The following is a 20007-nucleotide window of genomic DNA, read 5'->3' as shown; positions in this document are numbered from 1 at the left end:
TCGGACGCTGCCGCGGTTGTCTCACGGCCTGTCCAGGCCCCCCACGTCCGAAGGATTGTCGATGCCTTCAGCACCTGATGACTCCACTGCTGCAAGGCTGCTGGAGGCAACTCAGCAAGCAGCCTCTGCTTCGGTTCACCATCACCGGACCACCGATCTGGGGGTGGGAGGGCGGTAGCTGTCAAGTCAAATGAAACGATTGTGCGGCTATGAACTGTGTTGTTGTGATTCGTGTCGTCGGGTGGGGTCGTTGATCCATGCCTGCTGGGGGATCTTCGGTGGCACGGGCCGGTGGTTGAAGCGTTCGGGGTGCTGCTCGAACGCGACCGTGAGGGTGGTCGCCCGTTGCTCGCGGACGAGGTCGGCGGTGCCGAAATGGACGCTGGCCGGGGTGTGGTAGCCGATCCCGGAGTGCCGGTGGACGTGGTTGTAGTGCGAGATGAACGCGTCCATCCACTCGCGTGCGTGGGCGAGGGAATCGAAGCGTTCGGGGTAGTCCGACTGGTACTTCGTGGTGCGGAACCGGCTCTCGCTGTACGGGTTGTCGTTGCTGACCCTGGGTCTGGAGTGGCTTCGGGTGACGCCCAGGTCGAGAAGCATCTGGGAGACCTGCCTGGAGGTCATCGAGGTGCCGCGGTCGGCGTGAACGGTGTGCGGCACGATCCCGTTGCGGTCGATCGCCTCTTGGATCAACTCCTCGGCTCGCGCCGCTGATTCGGCCTGCTCGACGGTGTGGCCGACGACATAGCGGGAGTAGATGTCGAGGATCACGTAGCCGTGGAACCAGACTCCCTTCGCCGGGCCGGCCAGGCGGGTGATGTCCCAGCTCCAGACCTGGGAAGGCCCGTCGGCGACGAGTTCGGGAATGGTGCGGGGAGGATGGGTGGCCCGCCGGCGGCGTTCGCCGTCCTGACCGGCTTCCTTCAGGATCCGGTACATCGTGCGCTCGGAACAGTGGTAACGGCCCTCGTCCAGCTCGCGGGCATAGACCTGCGCGGGCGGCAGGTCCACGTACTCGGGCCGGTTCATCAGCTCCAGCACCGCCCGCCGCTCGGCCGCCGACAGCGCGTTGACCGGCGCCGGACGCGGAGCCTTCGGCCTGGGCGGGGCCGGGTTGAGCCGCCGGTGGTGGGTGGCCCGGGAGCGTCCCGTCAGACGGCACGCCACCACGATGCCCACGTGCGGAGCGAGCTGCTCGACCAGGGCGTGCAGATGATGTTCGAGGACGTCGTTCAGTCCGCGCTGTCGGAGACCGATTCCAACAGCGCGACAGCTTTTCCCAGCACCTCCACCGCGGCGCGGTTCTTCGCCAGCTCCTTCTCCAGCCGTTCCACCTGCCTGCGCAGCCTGTCGTTCTCCGCCTCGGCCGGGTGCTTCCTCGGGCGGGCGGGGCTGGTGCGGTGATCGGTCAGCTTCTCCAGCGCGCCCGCATCCCTGGCCTGCCGCCACTCGATGATGTGCGAGTGGTACAGCCTCTCCCGGCGCAGGACAGCGCCCTTGTCCCCGGCGGGGGCCGCGTCGTACTCGGCGACGATCCGCAGCTTGTACTCGGGGGCGAAACGGCGGCGCTTCGGCTTCGGCGCCGGATCCTGCCCGGCGGGCTTGGTGCTGGTCATGCGGGTGGTTCTCCTGTCGTACCCGCCCACAATATCTGATCATTTCGGGGCGTCTCACCCAACGGTGTCAGAGAGGGGGGCAGGAGCATCAGCGTGCCGGTCGAGGCTGACCGGTGGCTTCGGCTCCTCACCGTCCCCGAGGACCGCACCCCTTCATGGGATGGGCCCGAGGCAGCCGAGGCCGCGGTACCGGATTCCGTCCCTCGGCCCCGCCTGCATGAAGTGCACATGTGGAGGGGCGACGCCTTCGCCTACCGCGCGGAGGTCTATGACCGAGTGGACCGCCGACCGCTGAGTGACAGCGCCCTCCTGGACTACGCGCCTGACCTTCCCGACTCGTGGTGGTCGGCGTTGCGGCAATCCCTGGACACCGTGGCATCCGTACAGACGGACCGCGTCGCCATCCGCCAGGAGCGCCTTCACTGGGCCCTGCCCAAGTTCCTCGAAGCGGAGGTCGGAACCAAGGTCCCTGCCTGGTCGACAGCCCACGCCGACATCCAGTGGAGCAACGTCTGCGGGCCTGATCTCTGCATCCTCGACTGGGAACGCTGGGGCTTGGCACCCGCCGGCTACGACGCCGCCACGCTGTTCATCTCCAGCCTGATCGAACCAACGCTGGCAGCACGGGTCCGGCGCGAGTTCGCGTACGTACTCGACACTCCTGCCGGCCGCTTCTCCGAGCTGGTCGTCGCCTCAGAGTTCCTCCAGGGCATGGGGCGAGGGAACAACCTGGCACTGGAAGGCCCGCTTCGCGAACGAGTGGACCAGCTCCTCGGATGATGCTTGGCGGCCTCTGCGCGGCACATACGTTCCCCTAGGCTCGGGGCATGCCGAGCACTCAGCACCAACGCATCAGTCCGGTCTTTCTGGGGATCGTCGCGGTGACGGCCGTGGCCGGGTGGGCGGTGTGGACGGACTTCGCGGCGTCGCCCGGGTTCGCCGCGTTCCTGTTCGTCACCGGGGCGTGGGTGGTGTCGCTGTGCCTGCACGAGTACGCGCACGCCAGGACCGCGCTGCACAGCGGGGACATCTCGATCGGGGCCAAGGGCTATCTGACGCTGAACCCGCTGAAGTACACGCACGCGCTGCTGAGCATCGTACTGCCGGTGCTGTTCGTGATCATGGGCGGCATCGGGCTGCCCGGCGGGGCGGTGTTCATCGAGCGGGGGCGGATTCGCGGGCGGTGGCGGCACAGCCTGATCTCGGCGGCGGGCCCGCTGACCAACGTGCTGTTCGCGCTGGTGTGCACCGCGCCGTTCTGGCTGGGCGCGCTGGACGGGGTGCCCGCGGCCTTCCGGAACGCGCTGGCGTTCCTGGCGATGCTCCAGGTGACGGCCGCGATCCTGAACTTCCTGCCGGTGCCGGGGCTGGACGGCTACGGCGTGGTCGAGCCGTGGCTGTCGTACCGGACGCGGCGCGCGGTCGAGCCGTTCGCGCCGTACGGGCTGATCGCGGTGTTCGCGCTGCTGTGGGTGCCGGAGCTGAACCGGGCGTTCTTCGACGCGGTCTACGCCCTGCTGGGGGCGCTGGACGTGCACGGCTTCTGGACCGACTGCGGCCTGGACGTGTACCGGTTCTGGCAGGGGGCGAGTCCGGTGTGCGCGGCCGGTTAGGCGCGGTCGCCGGCCGTCGCGGCGCGGTGGCGGCGCACGTAGTACCAGGCCATGTTGGAGGAGAGGCCGAACAGCAGCACCCAGACGACCCCGATGATCACGCTGCCCTGGGCGAAGGAGACGACCGCCGCGGCCAGGGCGAGGAGGCAGAGGACGAGGGCGTAGAGAGCGAGGCGGGGCATGGGGGTGGCTCCTGTCGGGGTGATGCGCGGTCCCGTCCAGTGTCCCCCATGCCCGGCCCCGGTCCGTGCGGGGCCCGGCGGCGGGCCGTCGCCGTCAGACGTCGGTGGTACGGAGTCCGGCGTGGGCCTTGTAGCGGCGGTTGACCGAGATGAGGTTGGCGACCAGGGCCTCGACCTGGTGGGCGCCCCGCAGCCGGCCGGCGAAGATGCCCCGCATGCCGGGGATGCGGCCCGCCAGCGCCTGGACGATGTCGGTGTCGGCGCGGGATTCGCCCAGCACGAGGACGTCGGTGTCGATCTCCTCGATCGTCTCGTCCTGGAGCAGCACCGCGGACAGGTGGTGGAAGGCGGCGGTGACGCGGGAGTCCGGCAGCAGGGCGGCGGCCTGCTCGGCGGCGCTGCCCTCCTCGGGCTTCAGCGCGTAGGCGCCCTTCTTGTCGAAGCCGAGCGGGTTGACGCAGTCCACGACGAGCTTCCCGGCCAGCTCCGCGCGGAGCGACTCCAGCGTGGCGGCGTGCCCGTCCCACGGCACGGCGACGATCACCACATCGCTCTCGCGCGCGCAGCCGGCGTTGTCCGTACCGCGTACGCCGTTGCCCAGCTCCGCGGCGGCCGCCTCCGCGCGGTCCGCGGCGCGGGAGCCGATGATCACCCGCTGTCCGGCGCGGGCGAAGCGGTACGCGAGGCCGCGGCCCTGGGGTCCGGTGCCGCCGAGGACGCCGATGGTCAGGTCCGACACGTCCGGCAGGTCCCAGGGGTCCTTGGCGGGGGGCTTGGGCGCGCTGCCGCTGTCGTCATTCGTAGTCATGGCCCCGACACTACTGCCAGGTAGCGGGCGCGGTCCCGGACCCGCGCGCCCGCACGGCCACTCGTACGGATGGCGCTCGGGCCGTTCGCCGGTGGCGGGGCTCCGGCATGGTGCAGGATGCCGGGCCATGGATGCCGTACGAGTGGCGCTGCTGCGCGAAGTGCTCGCCAGGACCCAGTGGCCGGCGGCCGCCCGCCGGTTCGCCGGGGCGCTGCGCTCCTCCGTCGTCCCGCACGGCGGCGGGCTGCTGCTGGTGGGGACGGAGGTGTACGAGCCCTGGCATCTGGCCGCCCATCTGGTCGACGAGTCCACCTGGTCCGGGCTGCCCGAACTCCGCCCCACCCTGGTGCGTCACCGGGTGGAGCCGGGCGATCCCGCGCACCTCGCGGTCGGTCTCGGCCGGATCGAGGCGGCCGGGCGCGGCGAGACCCTGCTCGTGGTGATGCCGCGGCGGCCCGGCGAGGGGCTGCTGGAGCGGGTCCACGACGCCCGCCGGGCCGGGGCGACGGTCCTCTCGCTGGACGACGGCGATCCGCAGGTGCGCGGGCTCGCCCACGAGGCCCTGTCCGTGACGGACGGGGACGACGTGGACCTGGACACGGTGCAGCATCTGGTCAGCGCCGCCGCCGGGGAGAACGGCGCGCCCGTGCCGCGCGGCGGGCGGCGCACGTTCCGCGACCGGCTGTCCCGGCTGGCCGACCAGCTGACCTCGCCTCCGCCGCCGCGCTGGTGAGCGGGGCCGTCCGGCGGAGAAAACCCGTTTGCGCGCCGCGCGGAGCACGTCGGAGCATGTCTCCCCGTGACCTCACGCCCCTCCCTCGCCGCCAGGCTGGCCGCGCTGCTGCCCGATCTCTCTCCGTGGCGCTCGTCGGCGGACTTCCGGCTGCTGTGGGTGCAGGGGATCATCACCTACTTCGGCAGCTTCATGGCGCTGATCGCGCTGCCGCTCCAGATCAAGGACCTCACCGGCTCGCCGCTCGCCGTCGGCGCGATGGGCGCGGTGGAGCTGGTGCCGCTGGTGGTGTGCGGCCTGTACGGGGGCGCGCTGGCCGACGCCGCCGACCGGCGGAAGATCATCCTGGCCTCGGAGGCCGGGCTCGGGCTGCTCGCGGTGATCCTCCTGGTGAACGCGGCACTGCCGGACCCGATGCTGTGGCCGCTCTATGTCGTGGCGGCGGGGGTCTCGGCGCTCTCCGGGCTCCAGCGGCCCGCGCTCGACTCGCTGATGGCGCGGATCGTGCCGCACGACCAGCTGCCGGCCGCCGCCGCGCTGAACTCGCTGCGCTGGCAGGCCGGGGCGATCCTGGGGCCCTCGCTGGCCGGTCTGGTGGTGGCCTACGCCGGGCACCCCACCGCCTACTCCGTCACGGTCGTCACCTTCGCCGCCTCCGTGCTGATGTGCCGGCGGCTCGCGCCCGCACCGCCCGCCGAGAAGGGCGCGAAGCCGTCGTTGCGCGGCATCGTGGAGGGCGCCCGCTATGCCTGGAGCCGGCCGGTGCTGCTCGGCACGTACGCGATCGACATGGCCGCGATGTTCTTCGCGTTCCCGAATGCCATCTTCCCCTTCCTGGCGGACGACCTGGGCGCCGACTGGTCGCTGGGCAGGGGGGCACCTCCCATGCCCTTCAGGCTATGGGGGAGTACGCGGCGGACTCGGTCGGCGCGCTGCTGCTGGGGCTGACCAGCGGGTGGACCGCGCGGGTGCGCCGGCACGGGCTGTTCGTGGTGTGCGGTGCCGCCGTCTGGGGGCTGGCCATCGCGGCGGCGGGCTGGTTCGGCAATGTGTGGCTGGTGCTGTGCTGCCTCGCGCTCGCCGGGGCGGGCGACATGCTCAGCGGGCTCGGCCGTTCGACCATCTGGAACCAGACGATCCCGGAGACGCTGCGGGGCCGGCTCGCGGGCATCGAGGTGCTCTCGTACAGCGTCGGGCCGCAGCTGGGCCAGGTCCGGGCGGGCTCCATGGCGAGCTGGACCGGCACCCGGGCGGCGATCTGGAGCGGCGGGGTGGCCTGCGTGGCCTCGGTGGCGGTGCTGGCCGCGACGCTGCCGAAGCTGGTCACGTACGACTCGGCGACCGACGAGGACGCGCTGCGCAGGCGCGCCGCCCGCCCGGAGGAGCCGGAGGAGCCGGCCGCCGCCCCGGCCGCCTGAGAGCCGGGGCGCGGCGCCCGCGCGCCCGGCCTCTCACGGCGTTCTCAGCCCGCCGCGTCGTCCTCCCCGGGGCCCTTGCGGTCGTGCCATTTGGGGTCCGTGTCCCACTCCAGGTTCCGTTCCCGGGCCGTCTCCATCGCGTGCTGCGCCTCCTGCCGGGAGGCGTACGGGCCGAAGCGGTCCTTGGCGGGGCACTCGGGGCCCTCCTCGACCGTTCCGTGCTCCAGGCAGTAGAACCACTCGCCCGGCTTGCCGACCGTGCGCTTCTTGAACAGGGCCATCGTCGGTTCCTTTCCTCTGTGCCATGGTGCCCCGGACTCGCTGGTTAGACTCGCTGGCATGTCTGGCCAGTCGCTGCTCGTACCAGGGGAGATCACTCCCGTCCGTTCCGTGCCCGGAAACATCCGGCGCCCCGAGTATGTGGGCAAGCCGGCTCCGACGCCGTACACCGGTCCCGAGGTGCAGGACGCCGACACCGTCGAGCGGATGCGGATCGCGGGACGGATCGCCGCGCAGGCGATGGCCGAGGCCGCCAAGCACATCGCGCCGGGCGTCACGACGGACGAACTGGACCGCGTGGCGCACGAGTTCATGTGCGATCACGGCGCCTACCCCTCGACGCTGGGCTACCGGGGCTTCCCGAAGTCGCTGTGCACCTCGCTCAACGAGGTCATCTGCCACGGCATCCCGGACTCCACGGTGCTGCGCGACGGCGACATCGTGAACCTGGACGTGACCGCGTACATCAACGGGGTGCACGGCGACAACAACGCGACGTACCTCTGCGGCGACGTGGACGAGGAGTCCCGGCTGCTCGTCGAGCGCACCGAGGAGTCGCTGCGGCGGGCCATCAAGGCCGTGAAGCCGGGCCGGCAGATCAATGTCATCGGGCGGGTCATCGAGTCGTACGCGAAGCGCTTCGGCTACGGCGTCGTCCGGGACTTCACCGGGCACGGGATCAACACCTCGTTCCACTCCGGGCTCATCGTGCCGCACTACGACAGCCCGCACGCCACCACGGTGATGAAGCCCGGCATGACGTTCACCATCGAGCCGATGCTGACCCTGGGCAGCCACGACTACGACATGTGGGACGACGGCTGGACCGTGGTGACCAAGGACCGCAAGCGCACCGCGCAGTTCGAGCACACGCTCGTGGTGACGGAGACCGGCGCGGACATCCTCACGCTCCCGTAGCCCGTACCGCCCCCGCGTCCCCGCTTCCGAAACGGCCGCCCCTCCGGGCGGCCGTTTCCGTTCTCCCCTGCTCACAGTTGCCGACAAGACGTCGGCAAGCAGTTGACTTAGGTAAGCCTAAGTAGGAAGATCGACGCATCGGCCCGCGCCACCGGCGGACAGCTGTGGCGGGCCGATTTTTCCGTCTCTTTCTGGACTTCTCCCCCCCCTTGGCCCCGGAGGCCCGCCTTGGACGCAACCGTCACCGCCACGCCCTTCTCGACGCTGATCCGCACCGCGTCCCACGAGCAGCACACCGAGGCGGAGACCTCTGCCTTCATGGGCGACCTGCTCAACGGACGCCTGGGCGTGGACGCGTACACGCGCTACACCGAGCAGCTGTGGTTCGTGTACCGCGCCCTGGAGGAGGGCGCCGGGACCCTGGCCGCCGACCCGGTGGCCGGGCCCTTCATCCAGCCGGAGCTGATGCGCACCGCCGAACTGGAGCGCGACCTCGCCCATCTGCGGGGCGACGACTGGCGCGAGGGCCTGGAGCCGCTGCCGGCCACCGCCGCGTACGCCGCACGGGTCGCCGAGTGCGCCCGTACCTGGCCCGCCGGGTACATCGCGCACCACTACACCCGCTACCTCGGCGACCTGTCGGGCGGCCAGATCATCCGGGACAAGGCGGAGAAGACCTGGGGCTTCGCGCGCAAGGGCGACGGGGTGCGGTTCTACGTCTTCGAGGAGATATCCAACCCCGCCTCCTTCAAGCGGGGTTACCGGGAGCTGCTGGACGCGGTGAACGCGGACGACCTGGAGAAGCGGCGCGTCGTGGACGAGTGCAAGCGCGCGTTCGCGCTGAACACCGCCGTGTTCCGGGAGCTGGGCGAGGAGTACCGCGCCGCCTGATACGCCGTACGCCCTAGCCGTGGTGGGTCAGGACGACCCGGCCGCCGATCTCCACCGTGCCGTCCGGCGCGGGTGCCGTGAGGATCTGGGAGCCGCGGCCCTGTGTGATGTTGAGCGCGCGCCCGAGGTGCGCGCTCAGCAACAGGGCCGCGGCTCCCGTCGCCTCGTCCTCCGCGATGCCCCCGGTGCAAGCACCGGCTCCACCGGAGCGGCTGACGCCGCGCTCATCGAACCGGCGCGGGAACGCCCGTGCCCGGACGCGGCCCGCCGCCTCCTCCTCCCACGCCCAGGCGTAGAGCCAGCCCTCGCCGGGCGGCGGGGTCGGGAGCGCGTCGACCTCGGCGGCCGAGGCGTACTGCCGGAGGGTGCGCGGCGGCGCCCACTCGGGGCGGGCGGTGATCCAGGTGAACTCGCCGTCGTGGCGGGCGAACACCTCGCCCACCCCCAGCTCCAGGATCTCCAGGTCGAGCAGCCAGGCGGCGCCGACGACGGGATGCCCGGCGAACGGCAGCCGCAGCCCCGGGGTGTAGATGTCGAGCTGCCCGCGCTCGTCGTCGTCCACGAATACGGTCTCGCTGAAGCCGAGCCGGCGGGCGAGTTCCTGCCGGGCCGCGGGGTCGGGGTGGCCGCGCCCGTCGCGTACGACGCCGAGGGCGTTGCCGTGCCGGCCGTCCGGGCCACAGAACACGCGCAGGATGTCGATGCCGGCGGGTACGTCGTTGTCGCTCACGTGGGGCATTCAAGCACCGCACGGGCACCCGCCCCCAACGCGAGGGCCGGTACCCGTGCGGTGCCGTCGTGCGCCGGGGTCAGGCTGTACGGCGGCGGCGGGCTACGACGACCGCTCCGGCGCCGGCCGCCACGACCAGGCCGGAGGCGGCGAGCAGGGCTCCGGCCGGGACGTCGGAGCCCGTGGCGGCCAGGGCGCCCGAGCCGCCGACCGTACCGGCGCCGCCCACACCGCCGACGCTGCCCGCGCCGCCCACACTGCCGCTGCCGCCGCCGGACGTGGTGGAGCCGCCCGTGGTGGAGCCGGACGGGAGCGTGGCGTTCTTGTCCAGGGACACCGCGACGGTCAGCGGGTCGAGCCGGTCACCGGCCTGGTACATCCCGCCGAACACCTTGGTGCCGCCCTCGGCGGTCAGCGTCACGGGGACGCCTGACAGGGTGACCACGCCGTCCTTGGCGGTCAGCTTGCCGCCGGGCAGCTTCAGGTCGGCGACGGGCAGGGCGGTGTACGTGGACACCTTCTTCGTGGCGCGGTCCTTGGCGGAGACGTCGGCGAGGAGGGTGCCCTTGCCTCCGTTCACCCGGACCGTCAGCCGGGAGAGCGACAGGTCGAGGGTGTACTCGCCGTTCTCCTTGTGCCCGAGGAAGCGGACCTTGCCGCCGAAGGTGGCCTTGAGGGTCTGTCCGGCGGCGTCGAAGGTGCCGGTGGCGCCGGTGAAGCGGTAGCCGCCCGCCGTGGCCTTCGCGCCTCCGGTGGTCTCGGCGCGGCCCTGGGCGATGGGGCCGGTGACGTACGAGCGGAAGGACTCCTTCACGCCCCAGTTCAGGGCGCCGTCCACGATGTCGCCGGTCGTGGCGGCGGGCCCGCCGGTGCCGGTCGCCGTGGCCGTGGGGCTGGGCACGGCGGTCGGCTTCGTGGGCGTGGTGGTGGGCTTCCCGGTCGGCTCGGTGGGCTTCTCGCTCGGCTTCTCGGTCGGCTTCTCGCTCGGTTCGGTGGGCTCGGTGGGCTTCTCGGTCGGGGCGGGGGCGGCGGTCACGGTGAGCGTGGCCGGGTCGAGCGCCTCGCCCTCCTGGTACTGGCCGTTGAACGCCTCGGAGCCGGCCTTGGTCAGCTTGGCGGGTATGTCCTTGAAGACCATGGCGCCGCCCGCGCCCTGGCCCGGCTTCACGGCCGAGAGGTCCAGTTCGGCGACGGCCACGTCGTCGGTGGTGCCCTGCGGCGTTGCCACGTCGGCGGTGATCGCGCCGCCCTTGCCGGTGGTGGTGACCTTGACGTCGGAGAGGGTGATGTCCAGGACACCGCCGTGCGCCGAGAAGTTGACGCCGCCCTCGAAGGCGGTGGCGGTGCCGTGCGTGGCGGTGTCGTACGTGCCCTTGCCGTTGACGAAGGTGAAGACGCCGTTGTTCGCGGCCTGGGTGGCGCCGTCGCTGACCGTGATCTTGCCGGCGCCGCCGACGTACCGGCGGAAGGACGCCTTGAAGCCCCAGTCCAGCGTGCCGTCCTTCAGGTCGATGACCGGTGCCCCGGCGGTGGTGCTCCCGTCGGAACGGTCGGCGGCGAGGGCCGGGAGGGCGAGGGCGGCGCCGAGCGTGGCGGCGGTGGCGACGGCTGCGGCAAGGGTGAGGGGGCGGCGGGTGGCTGCCATGGTCGAGGTCTCCTCGGGGATGAACGGTGTACGGGGGTGGGGTGGGGGGACGGGTGGTGCGGGGGGTCAGGAAGAGGCGTCCGGTGTCGCCCGGTTGCGGCGTACGAGCACCAGCACGGTGACGGCCGCCGCGGCGAGCAGTCCGGCGCCGCCGAGGGTGAGGTAGAGCCCGGTGCGGGAGTCGTCCTCCGGGGCCGCGGTGGCCACCGGGGTCGCCGCTGCCGCCGGGCTGCCGGTCGGTTCGGGGGTGGCGGAGGCGTCGCTGCCCAGGTCGGGCAGGGCGGGCAGGACGGCATCGGCGCCGGTGGCCACGGCGAGCGAGACCGGGTCCATCGCGGTGCCGGCCCGGTAGAGCGAGCCGAAGACCTTCGCGCCCTCGGCGGTCAGGGTGGCGGGAGCCTCGGTCAGGACCGCGAGGCCCTTCTCCGGTGCGAGGTCCCCGGCGGCGAAGGTGACGAGCGGCACGGCTTCGGTGGCCCCGCCGTCGCGCAGGACGTCGGCGCGCAGGGTGCCCCGGCCGTCCTTCACGGCCACCGCGAACCGGGACAGCTTCAGATCGAGGCCGTCCTGCGCGGTGAAGCGGACGCTGCCGGCGAAGGTGGCCGCCAGGGTCCCGGCCGCCGGGTCGTAGGTGCCCTTGCCCTTCGGGAAGCGGAAGAGCGCTCCGCCGTCCTGGGCGCCGCCGGCCAGGGTCCATTCGCCCTTGCCGATGGGGCCGGTGACGTACTCCCGGAAGGTGCGGCGTACGCCCCAGTCGACGGCGGCGTCCTCGAAGCGGCCGGCCGCCTGCTCCGTCTTCTTCTTACCGCTCTTCCCGCCGTCCTTCTTCGGGCCGGCGCTCGTGCCGGAGCCGGTCGCGGAGGGCTTCGCCGCCGGGGCGAGGGTGTCCACGGAGAGGCTGATCGGGTCCAGCGGGGTGCCGGCGGTGTAGTAGCCGGCGAAGGACTTGGCGCCCTGCGCGGTCAGCGTGGCCGGGATGTCGGTGAGGGCGACGGGGCTGGTGCCGCCGCGCATGTCGATCCCGGACAGGCCGAGCGTGGCCAGCGGGACCTGGCGGGCGGTGGTGACGCGTCCGCTGCCGCGGTCCTTGCTCACCGTGTCCGCGTACAGGGTGCCCCCGCCGTTGCGGATGTGGACGGTGGGACGGCTGACGGTGAGGTCGAGTTCGTAGGAGCCGTTGGACTGCCGGTGGCCGGTGAAGCGGACGCCGCCCGCGAAGGCGGCCCGGAACTCGCCGGTCGCCGGGTCGTAGGAGCCGCTCGCGGAGTGGAACCGGAACCGGCTGCCGCCGACCGTGGCGGCGCCGCCGGTCAGCCCCCAACTCCCCTGCGCCACCGGGCCCGTGACATAGCTCTGGAACGAGGACTTGATGCCCCAGTCCAGCCGCCCGCCCTGCACCGTACGGCCGGCGGCCTGAGCCGCGGTGGCCGGAAGCAGGGCACCCAGCAGGGCCGCGAACAGCACGACGACCGGCATGCGGGCAGGTCTGAACGGTGGCATGGAACCCCTCCGGGATCTGGAAACGCAGGTAAGGCTAACCTAAGCTACGTACATCCGTGCCGGTACCCCCCTTCCGTCACATTCCTCGCAGACCCCTACCAACTGCTCGCCGCAGTACGAGCCGTAGAACGACAGGACGGTGCCCCGTGCACTTCTCGCAGGACTTCGCCCCACCGGGCCGCGGCCCCCGGCGGACCGGGCTCCGGCGCGGCGGCGCCCGCACGGCCGCCCTCGCCCTGGCCGGGGCCCTGCTGCTCGCCGGCTGCGGCGGTACGGGGGCGCCCTCGGCGAAGTCCGCGGGCGCCGGGGCGTCCCCGGCGGCGGACGCGGACCGGATCGAACCGCTCACCGGGACGCCCGCGCCGAAGCTGCCGGCCACCGTGGAGTCGGCGGACGGCAAGCGGGTCACCGTCACCTCGGCCGACCGCATCGTGCCGCTCACCGGCGGCCTCAGCGAGATCGTGTTCACCCTGGGGCTCGGCGACCGGGTCGTGGCCCGCGACATCACCGCCACCTTCGAACAGGCCGCGAAGCTGCCCGTGGTGACCCGCGCCCACGACGTGTCGGCCGAGAGCGTGCTCTCCCTGCGGCCCACCGTGGTCCTCGCGGACACCACCACCGGACCGGCCGAGGCCATCGGCCAGATCCGCGACGCCGGGATTCCGCTGGTGGTCGTCGAACCCGCCAAGGAACTGGCCGATGTGGGCAGCCGGATCGGCGCGGTGGCCGCCGCGCTCGGCGTACCGGAGTCCGGGACGAAGCTGGAGCGGCGCACCGAGGACCGTATCGACGCGGTCCGCGAGACCGTGCCCGCCCCGGCCGGCGGCGCCGGGAAGCCGCGCGTGGCCTTCCTGTATCTGCGCGGCTCGGCGTCCGTCTATCTGCTGGGCGGCCGGGAGTCCGGGGCGAGTTCGCTGCTGGAGGCGGCGGGCGCGGTGGACGCGGGCAAGGCGTCCGGACTGACGAAGGACTTCACCGCCATCACCAGCGAGGCGCTGGCCAAGGCCGCGCCCGACGCCATCCTCGTGATGGCGAAGGGCCTGGACTCGGTGGGCGGGATCGACGGCCTGGTGAAGATTCCGGGCGTCGCGGAGACCCCGGCCGGAATGGACCGGCGGATCGTCTCCATCGACGACGGGGTCCTCCTCAACTACGGCCCGCGCACCGACCGCGTCCTGGCCGAACTCGTCGCCCAGCTCTACCCGGAGAGCGGGGCCGGCCGATGACGGCGACCACTCGCGAGGCCGCTCGCGAGACCGCTCGGGAGGTGTCGAAGCCGATGGCGCCGCCCCCCGCCGCGGCCCGGCGCTCCACCGCCGTCCCGCTCACCGCCGGACTGGCAGCCGCCCTGCTGGTGGGCTGTCTGCTCTCCGCCGGGCTCGGCGCGTACAGCATCCCGCTCGGGGACGTCCTGGCCTCCGTCCAGCACCGGATCGGGCTCGGCGGGCACGCGCTGGACCGGGTCGCCGAGAGCGTCCTGTGGAACGTACGGCTGCCCAGGGTCGTCCTGGCCCTCCTGGTCGGCGCCTCGCTCGGCTGCGCGGGCGCCCTGATGCAGGGCGTGTTCGGCAATCCGCTGGCCGAACCCGGCGTCATCGGGATCTCGGCGGGCGCGGCGGTCGGCGCGGTCGGCTCGATCGCGCTCGGGCTCAGCTTCTTCGGCAACTGGACCATCACCGTCTGCGCGTTCGCCGCCGGACTGCTGACCGTGCTCCTGGTGTACGCGCTGTCGCGGTCCGGCGGCCGGACGGAGGTGGTGACGCTGATCCTCACCGGGATCGCGGTCAACGCCTTCGCCGGAGCGCTGATCGGCCTGTTCATCTTCTTCGCGGACAACGCGCAGATCACCCAGATCACCTTCTGGCAGCTCGGTTCGCTGGCCCAGGCCACCTGGCCCAAGGTGCTGGCCGTCCTGCCGTGCGCGGCCCTCGGGCTGCTGATCGCGCCCTTCTACGCGCGCAAGCTGGACCTCCTCGCGCTCGGCGAGCGGCCCGCCCGGCATCTGGGCGTGGACGTGGAGCGGCTGCGGCTGGTGCTCGTCCTGGTCGTGGCGCTGCTGACGGCGGCGGCCGTGGCGGTCGCCGGGATCATCTCGTTCGTCGGGCTCCTCGTACCGCATCTGCTGCGCATGGCCAACGGGCCCGGTCACCGCTTCCTGGTGCCCGGCAGCGCGCTGGGCGGCGCGCTGGTGCTGGTCGCGGGCGATCTGGCGGCCCGGACCGTCGCGGACCCGGCGGAGCTACCGCTCGGGGTGCTGACCGCGCTGTTCGGCAGCCCGTTCTTCTTCTGGCTGCTGCGCAGGACCCGTCGCAAGCAAGGTGGTTGGGCATGAACATCCTGCGGAATCTCCTCGCCCCGCAGAGCCGGCGGCTGCCCGTGCGGGTGCCGGCCGGGGCGCCGGCCGCCGAGGCGGTCGGGCTGCGGGTGCGGCTCGGCGGCCGGCCGGTGCTGGACTCGATCGATCTGACGGCGTACGCGGGCGAGGTGCTGGCCCTCGTCGGCCCGAACGGGGCCGGGAAGTCCACCCTGCTGGCCGCGCTCGCCGCCGACCTGCCGGCCGAGAGCGGGGCCGTGCGCATCGACGGGCGGCCGGTCACCGGCTGGTCCGCGCCCGAACTGGCCCTGCGCCGCGCGGTCCTGCCCCAGTCGGCGGCCCTTGCCTTCCCGTTCCCGGTGGAGGAGGTGGTCCGGATGGGCCGGGCGCCCTGGGCCGGTACGGACCTGGCCGACGAGGACGAGGAGGCGGTGGCGTCGGCGATGGCGGCCACCGAGGTCGCCGGGTTCGCCGGGCGGCCGTTCTCGGCGCTGTCCGGGGGCGAGCGGGCCCGCGTCGCGCTGGCCCGGGTGCTGGCGCAGCGCGCCCCGCTGCTGCTGCTCGACGAGCCGACCGCCGCGCTGGACCTGCGCCACCAGGAGCTGGTGCTGCGGATCTGCCGGGAGCGGGCGGCGGCCGGGGACGCGGTGGTGGTCGTCCTGCACGACCTGGGGCTGGCCGCCGCGTACGCGGACCGGGCGGCCGTGCTGCACGAGGGGCGGATCGCGGTGGCGGGTGCGCCGGGCGAGGTGTTCTCGGGCGAGCTGCTGGGCAGGGTCTACCGGCAGCCGGTGGAGGTGTTCCCGCACCCCCGGACCGGGATTCCGCTTGTGGTGCCGGAGCGCACCCCGTGAACCGCGCTTTACCCATGCTTTACCCGAGCGGGGTTCGTCCATGGGTCGACCGTGACCATGCCGTTCCCGGACCCCGCGCAGTGAGAGCTGAATCACTGCACGGGTGGGTATCGGGCAGGTAAGCCTCGGTTAAGTTAGGTCCGCCTCACCCGCCTTTGTCCGGCCCTTCTCCCCTACTCCTTCATCCTCATGTGGAGCCCAAATGCGAGCCGTTCGTCTCTCCGTCGTCACCGCTGCCGTCACCGCGGCCGCTCTGACCGCCGTCACGGGATGCTCCGAGAAGAGCGACGGGAAGGGCGAGGGGGCCGTCGAGGTCATCGCCAAGGACGACTCCTGCGAGGTCTCCCGGACGAAGCTGCCGGCCGGTCACATCGAGCTGGCCGTGCAGAACAAGGGCTCCAAGGTCACCGAGGTCTACATCCTCTTCCCGGACGACCGCATCGTCGCCGAGCGCGAGAACATCGGCCCCGGCACCAAGGCCACCATCACGGCCGAGATCAAGGCCGGTTCGTACGAGATCGCCTGCAAGCCCGGCATGAAGGGCCACGGCATCCGGCAGAAGATCGAGGTCAGCGGCGGCAAGGCGGTCAAGCGCAGCCCCGAGATGGACAAGGCCGTCGCCGCGTACCGCACCTATGTGCAGGCGCAGGCCGACCAGACGCTGCCGAAGGCGAAGGTCTTCACGGACGCCGTCGCGGCGGGTGACATCGAGGCCGCGAAGAAGGCGTACGCCGACTCCCGTATCGGCTGGGAGCGCACCGAGCCGGTCGCCGAGTCCTTCGGTGACATCGACCCCAAGGTCGACGTCCGCGAGGACGGCCTGGAGGAGGGCCAGAAGTGGACCGGCTGGCACCGCCTGGAGAAGGCGCTGTGGCAGGACGAGAAGCTGGGCGCCGAGGAGAAGGCGCTCGCCCCGGTCCTCTACAAGGACCTGGTGGACTGGCAGAAGCGGGTCGGCACCGCCGAGATCACCCCGACCTCGATGGCCAACGGCGCCAAGGAGCTGCTGGACGAGGTCGCCACCGGCAAGGTCACCGGTGAGGAGGAGCGCTACAGCCACACCGACCTGGTCGACTTCAAGGCCAATGTGGAGGGCGCCGAGCAGTCCTACAAGCTGCTGAGGTCGATCGCGGCCAAGAACGACTCCGCGCTCACCGAGACGCTCGACAAGCGGTTCGGCGAGCTGAACAAGCTGCTGGAGAAGTACCGCAAGGACTCCTCCACGTACGAGTTCACCTCCTACGACAAGGTCGGCAAGGCGGACCGCAAGGAGCTGTCGGACGCGGTCAACGCCCTGGCGGAGCCGCTGTCCAAGCTGGCCGCCGCGGTGACGAAGTAACCGGCGGAAGAGGGGCCGCGATGAGCGAGGAGAAGCACGCCTCCGGCGGGGACGCCCCGTCGCGGCGGGCGCTGCTGGGCTGGGGCGGGGCCGGGCTCGCGCTCGGCGCCGCGGCCGGTGTCGGCGTCGGCGCGGCCCGCTCCGGCGGCGGAGGGACGGCCGCGGCAGCCGACAGCGGCGCCGCCGTGCCCTTCCGCGGCGCGCACCAGGCCGGAATCGCCACCGCCGTCCAGGACCGGCTGCACTTCGCCGCGTTCGACGTGACGACGAAGGACCGGGGCGAACTGGTCGCGCTGCTCAAGGAGTGGACGCGGGCCGCCGAGCGGATGACCGCCGGTCACGAGGTCGGCGACGGCGCCTACGGCGGTGTGCCCGAGGCGCCGCCGGACGACACGGGCGAGGCGCTGGGCCTCAAGCCGTCCCGGCTGACGCTGACCTTCGGCTTCGGGCCCTCGCTGTTCGCGAAGGACCGCTTCGGCCTGGCGGACCGGCGGCCCGAGGCGCTGGTGGACCTGCCGAAGTTCCCCGGCGACAACCTCGACAAGGCCCGCAGCGGCGGCGATCTGTGCGTCCAGGCGTGCGCGGACGACCCGCAGGTGGCGGTGCACGCCATCCGCAACCTGGCCAGGATCGGCATGGGCCGCACCGCGGTCCGCTGGTCCCAGCTGGGCTTCGGCAAGACCTCGTCCACCACCCCGGACGCGCAGACCCCGCGCAACATGTTCGGCTTCAAGGACGGCACCCGGAACATCTCCGGCACCGACGCCGCCGCGCTGGAAAAGCATGTGTGGGTCGGCTCCGGCGACGGACCCGACTGGATGACCGGGGGCTCGTACCTGGTCGCGCGGCGCATCCGGATGCACATCGAGACCTGGGACCGTACCTCGCTCAAGGAGCAGGAGGACGTCTTCGGCCGCGACAAGGGCGAGGGCGCCCCGGTCGGCCGCTCCAAGGAGCGCGACGAACCGTTCCTGAAGGCGATGCTGCCGACCGCGCACGTACGGCTGGCGCACCCGGACACCAACGGCGGGGCGACGATCCTGCGCCGGGGCTACTCCTTCACGGACGGCACCGACGGCCTGGGCCGGCTCGACGCGGGGCTGTTCTTCCTGGCGTACCAGCGCGACACCCGCAAGGCGTTCGTCCCCCTGCAACGGCGCCTGGCGGCACACGACGCACTCAACGAGTACATCCAGCACGTGGGTTCGGCGCATTTCGCCGTCCCGCCGGGCGTCCGCGACAAGGACGACTGGTGGGGCCGTGCGCTGTTCTCGTAACGGGACTCGAAGCGGAAAGGGAACCGAGACGTGTTCAGCAACTTCCTGATCGGGCTGCGTGAGGGCCTGGAGGCCAGCCTGGTCGTCTGCATCCTCATCGCCTACCTGGTGAAGACCGGCAACCGCGACAAGCTGGCGCCCATCTGGATCGGGGTGTCCATCGCGGTCGTCGTGAGCCTCGGCTTCGGCGCCGGGCTCGAATTCGGCTCGCAGGAGATGACGTTCAAGGCGCAGGAGGCGCTCGGCGGTTCGCTGTCGATCCTCTCGGTGGGCCTGGTGACGTGGATGGTCTTCTGGATGCGGCGGACCGCGCGCCACCTCAAGGCGGAGCTGCACGGCAAGCTCGACGCGGCGCTCGCCATGGGCACCGGCGCGCTCGTCGCCACCGCGCTGCTGGCGGTGGGCCGGGAGGGCCTGGAGACCTCGCTGTTCGTGTGGCGCGCGGTGCACGCGGCGGACGACGGCTGGCATCCGATGATCGGCGCGGTGCTGGGCATCGGCACGGCGGTGGTGCTGGGCTGGCTGTTCTACCGGGGCGCGCTGAAGATCAACCTGGCGAAGTTCTTCACCTGGACCGGCGGCATGCTGGTCGTCGTCGCGGCCGGCGTGCTGGCCTACGGGGTGCACGACCTCCAGGAGGCCGAGTTCCTGGGCGGTCTGCAAAGCCGGGCGTTCGACGTCAGCTCCGCCATCCCGCCGGACAGCTGGTACGGCACGCTGCTCAAGGGCACCTTCAACTTCCAGCCGGACCCCACCGTCCTCCAACTCACGGTGTGGGCCCTGTATCTGATCCCGACCCTCGCGCTGTTCCTGGCCCCGGTAGGGTTCGGACGGTCAGTGGCGACGGATCAGAAGGCGCGGAAAGCAGCGGATGAGAAGTCTGAAGCCGGTGCGGCGGGCGGCGGCACTCGCGGTGGCGACGGCGCTGAGCCTGACGGCGAGCGGATGCGTGACGGTGCACGGCGAGCGGGAAGTCGTTCCGGCGGCGACGAAAGCTGAGGCCGCCGGGGCGCTCAAGGAGTTCACCGCCGCGTACAACGCCGCCGACAAGGCGTACGATCCCGCGCTCGACGCGGGTGTGGTGACGGGCTCCCTCGGCGCCATCAACCAGGCGGGGCTCAAGGCCCGGCACCGGATATCGCCCACCGGGAACTCGCGGCACCGGCCGCTGGAGCTGACAGACGCCCGGTTCGTGTTCCCGCGCAAGGCCGGCTGGCCGCGCTGGTTCCTCGCCGACACGGACTCCAACCGCGACCAGGACGAGGGCGCGCGGGACAACCGCTGGCTGCTGGTCTTCGTCAAGGCCGGCCCGGACGCGGGCTGGAAGGCCGCCTATCTGTCGGTCGTCACGCCCGGCGACATGCCCGCCCTGGCGAAGGACGGCGAGGGCGGGGCGAAGCCGGTCGCCCCGGACGACCCCGGTCTGGTGGTGGCTCCCGAGGACCTCGGCACCCGGTACACGCAGTACCTCCAGAAGGGCTCGCCGGACGTCTTCGCGCCCGGTCCCGACACCTCTCAGTGGCGCGAGGCCCGGCTGAACACCCGGCGGGCGGGCTTCTCCTACCAGTACGTGGACCAGCCGATGGACAGCGGCGCGTTCGCCCCGCTCGGGCTGGTCACCGAGGACGGCGGGGCGCTGGTCTTCTTCAGCAGCAGGCACTACGAGCGGCAGACCGCCGCCCAGGGGCTGCGCCCTGCGGTCGATCCCGATGTGGAGGCGCTGCTGACCGGCGAGGTGAAGAACACGCTCACCAAGGATCGGGTGTCCAGCCAGCTGGTGTACGTGCCGAAGAAGGGCGCCGACGCGAAGCGGGTGGCCGTGCTCAACCGGCTGCCGGGCCTGACGTCGGCGAAGGGTTCGTAGGGCGGGACCGGGCCGCCGGCTCCGCG

At 72.3% G+C, this 20007-nt stretch carries 18 protein-coding genes and 2 pseudogenes; 13 read left to right on the top strand and 7 right to left on the bottom strand.

The window, feature by feature from the left end; genetic code table 11:
- Positions 1-207 precede the first annotated feature (207 nt).
- A pseudogene (locus tag DNK56_RS09130) lies at positions 208-1616 on the bottom strand (IS3 family transposase).
- A gap of 228 nt (positions 1617-1844) precedes the next feature.
- Here DNK56_RS09130 and DNK56_RS09120 point away from each other — a divergent pair.
- Positions 1845-2396, top strand: a complete 552-nt coding sequence (locus DNK56_RS09120; protein WP_146610507.1) for a hypothetical protein — start codon at positions 1845-1847, stop codon at positions 2394-2396.
- Positions 2397-2443: 47 nt separating this feature from the next.
- Positions 2444-3229: a site-2 protease family protein gene (locus tag DNK56_RS09115; RefSeq protein WP_111332235.1), complete on the top strand. Its 786-nt coding sequence runs from the start codon at positions 2444-2446 to the stop codon at positions 3227-3229.
- Here DNK56_RS09115 and DNK56_RS09110 read toward each other — a convergent pair.
- Together DNK56_RS09110 and npdG are read right to left on the bottom strand one after the other, a co-directional pair.
- The gene (locus DNK56_RS09110; RefSeq protein WP_111332233.1) at positions 3226-3411 is read right to left on the bottom strand and encodes a hypothetical protein; all 186 of its coding nucleotides are present in this window, start codon (positions 3409-3411) and stop codon (positions 3226-3228) included. The genes DNK56_RS09115 and DNK56_RS09110 overlap by 4 nt on opposite strands.
- Positions 3412-3505: 94 nt before the next feature.
- Positions 3506-4219 carry an NADPH-dependent F420 reductase gene (gene npdG, locus DNK56_RS09105; RefSeq protein ID WP_111332231.1) on the bottom strand — a complete coding sequence of 238 codons (714 nt, stop codon included), beginning with the start codon at positions 4217-4219 and terminating at the stop codon, positions 3506-3508.
- A gap of 127 nt (positions 4220-4346) precedes the next feature.
- On the opposite strand from npdG, the gene DNK56_RS09100 reads away from it, so the two are divergent.
- Positions 4347-4952, top strand: a complete 606-nt coding sequence (locus DNK56_RS09100) for a hypothetical protein (protein WP_111332229.1) — start codon at positions 4347-4349, stop codon at positions 4950-4952.
- Between the two features lie 66 nt (positions 4953-5018).
- Positions 5019-6370, top strand: a pseudogene (locus DNK56_RS09095) (MFS transporter).
- A gap of 44 nt (positions 6371-6414) precedes the next feature.
- On the opposite strand, the gene DNK56_RS09090 reads toward DNK56_RS09095, so the two are convergent.
- On the bottom strand, positions 6415-6651 hold the full coding sequence (locus tag DNK56_RS09090; protein ID WP_111332227.1) for a hypothetical protein: 237 nt from the start codon (positions 6649-6651) through the stop codon (positions 6415-6417).
- 58 nt (positions 6652-6709) lie between these two features.
- Here DNK56_RS09090 and map point away from each other — a divergent pair, with 58 nt between their 5' ends.
- Positions 6710-7567 carry a type I methionyl aminopeptidase gene (map, locus tag DNK56_RS09085; protein ID WP_111332225.1) on the top strand — a complete coding sequence of 286 codons (858 nt, stop codon included), beginning with the start codon at positions 6710-6712 and terminating at the stop codon, positions 7565-7567.
- Positions 7568-7795: 228 nt separating this feature from the next.
- Positions 7796-8458, top strand: a complete 663-nt coding sequence (locus DNK56_RS09080) for a biliverdin-producing heme oxygenase (protein WP_111332223.1) — start codon at positions 7796-7798, stop codon at positions 8456-8458.
- A gap of 13 nt (positions 8459-8471) precedes the next feature.
- Here the strand turns inward: DNK56_RS09080 and DNK56_RS09075 are convergent, their stop codons facing one another.
- From DNK56_RS09075 to DNK56_RS09065, 3 genes are all read right to left on the bottom strand, one after another.
- Complete coding sequence (locus DNK56_RS09075; protein WP_111332221.1) at positions 8472-9188, bottom strand: PhzF family phenazine biosynthesis protein; 717 nt, start codon at positions 9186-9188, stop codon at positions 8472-8474.
- 79 nt (positions 9189-9267) lie between these two features.
- Positions 9268-10833 carry an HtaA domain-containing protein gene (locus DNK56_RS09070; RefSeq protein ID WP_111332219.1) on the bottom strand — a complete coding sequence of 522 codons (1566 nt, stop codon included), beginning with the start codon at positions 10831-10833 and terminating at the stop codon, positions 9268-9270.
- 66 nt (positions 10834-10899) lie between these two features.
- Complete coding sequence (locus tag DNK56_RS09065) at positions 10900-12333, bottom strand: HtaA domain-containing protein (protein ID WP_111332217.1); 1434 nt, start codon at positions 12331-12333, stop codon at positions 10900-10902.
- A gap of 146 nt (positions 12334-12479) precedes the next feature.
- Here DNK56_RS09065 and DNK56_RS09060 point away from each other — a divergent pair, with 146 nt between their 5' ends.
- From DNK56_RS09060 to DNK56_RS09030, 7 genes are all read left to right on the top strand, one after another.
- Positions 12480-13559, top strand: coding sequence for a heme/hemin ABC transporter substrate-binding protein (locus tag DNK56_RS09060; RefSeq protein WP_111332215.1), 1080 nt, complete (start codon positions 12480-12482; stop codon positions 13557-13559).
- 53 nt (positions 13560-13612) lie between these two features.
- Complete coding sequence (locus DNK56_RS09055; protein ID WP_241989951.1) at positions 13613-14665, top strand: FecCD family ABC transporter permease; 1053 nt, start codon at positions 13613-13615, stop codon at positions 14663-14665.
- Entirely contained in the window at positions 14662-15501 is an 840-nt protein-coding gene (locus tag DNK56_RS09050) for a heme ABC transporter ATP-binding protein (RefSeq protein ID WP_111332211.1), read from the top strand. Before DNK56_RS09055 ends, DNK56_RS09050 begins: the two co-directional genes overlap by 4 nt.
- Before the next feature lie 202 nt (positions 15502-15703).
- On the top strand, positions 15704-16840 hold the full coding sequence (efeO, locus tag DNK56_RS09045) for an iron uptake system protein EfeO (RefSeq protein WP_111332209.1): 1137 nt from the start codon (positions 15704-15706) through the stop codon (positions 16838-16840).
- Between the two features lie 20 nt (positions 16841-16860).
- Positions 16861-18117: an iron uptake transporter deferrochelatase/peroxidase subunit gene (gene efeB / locus DNK56_RS09040; RefSeq protein ID WP_111332207.1), complete on the top strand. Its 1257-nt coding sequence runs from the start codon at positions 16861-16863 to the stop codon at positions 18115-18117.
- 30 nt (positions 18118-18147) lie between these two features.
- On the top strand, positions 18148-19116 hold the full coding sequence (gene efeU, locus DNK56_RS09035) for an iron uptake transporter permease EfeU (protein WP_111332205.1): 969 nt from the start codon (positions 18148-18150) through the stop codon (positions 19114-19116).
- Positions 19067-19981, top strand: a complete 915-nt coding sequence (locus DNK56_RS09030) for a hypothetical protein (protein WP_241989950.1) — start codon at positions 19067-19069, stop codon at positions 19979-19981. The genes efeU and DNK56_RS09030 overlap by 50 nt, the downstream gene beginning before the upstream one ends.
- Positions 19982-20007 lie beyond the last annotated feature (26 nt).

Origin of the sequence: Streptomyces sp. AC1-42W, assembly GCF_003248355.1 — a bacterium.
In the GTDB taxonomy this organism is placed as follows: Bacteria; Actinomycetota; Actinomycetes; order Streptomycetales; family Streptomycetaceae; genus Streptomyces.
The sequence above is the reverse complement of the archived record's forward strand: the minus strand, read 5'-3'. Positions and strand labels throughout refer to the sequence as shown.

What these genes read in the sequence shown, in the direction of transcription:
- DNK56_RS09110 (WP_111332233.1), bottom strand. Translation starts at nt 3,411, where the DNA reads ATGCCCCGCCTCGCTCTCTACGCCCTCGTCCTCTGCCTCCTCGCCCTG.
- DNK56_RS09055 (WP_241989951.1), top strand. Translation starts at nt 13,613, where the DNA reads ATGGCGCCGCCCCCCGCCGCGGCCCGGCGCTCCACCGCCGTCCCGCTC.
- DNK56_RS09070 (WP_111332219.1), bottom strand. Translation starts at nt 10,833, where the DNA reads ATGGCAGCCACCCGCCGCCCCCTCACCCTTGCCGCAGCCGTCGCCACC.
- DNK56_RS09100 (WP_111332229.1), top strand. Translation starts at nt 4,347, where the DNA reads ATGGATGCCGTACGAGTGGCGCTGCTGCGCGAAGTGCTCGCCAGGACC.
- efeB (WP_111332207.1), top strand. Translation starts at nt 16,861, where the DNA reads ATGAGCGAGGAGAAGCACGCCTCCGGCGGGGACGCCCCGTCGCGGCGG.
- DNK56_RS09090 (WP_111332227.1), bottom strand. Translation starts at nt 6,651, where the DNA reads ATGGCCCTGTTCAAGAAGCGCACGGTCGGCAAGCCGGGCGAGTGGTTC.
- DNK56_RS09065 (WP_111332217.1), bottom strand. Translation starts at nt 12,333, where the DNA reads ATGCCACCGTTCAGACCTGCCCGCATGCCGGTCGTCGTGCTGTTCGCG.
- efeO (WP_111332209.1), top strand. Translation starts at nt 15,704, where the DNA reads ATGCGAGCCGTTCGTCTCTCCGTCGTCACCGCTGCCGTCACCGCGGCC.
- DNK56_RS09050 (WP_111332211.1), top strand. Translation starts at nt 14,662, where the DNA reads ATGAACATCCTGCGGAATCTCCTCGCCCCGCAGAGCCGGCGGCTGCCC.
- map (WP_111332225.1), top strand. Translation starts at nt 6,710, where the DNA reads ATGTCTGGCCAGTCGCTGCTCGTACCAGGGGAGATCACTCCCGTCCGT.
- DNK56_RS09120 (WP_146610507.1), top strand. Translation starts at nt 1,845, where the DNA reads ATGTGGAGGGGCGACGCCTTCGCCTACCGCGCGGAGGTCTATGACCGA.
- DNK56_RS09115 (WP_111332235.1), top strand. Translation starts at nt 2,444, where the DNA reads ATGCCGAGCACTCAGCACCAACGCATCAGTCCGGTCTTTCTGGGGATC.
- npdG (WP_111332231.1), bottom strand. Translation starts at nt 4,219, where the DNA reads ATGACTACGAATGACGACAGCGGCAGCGCGCCCAAGCCCCCCGCCAAG.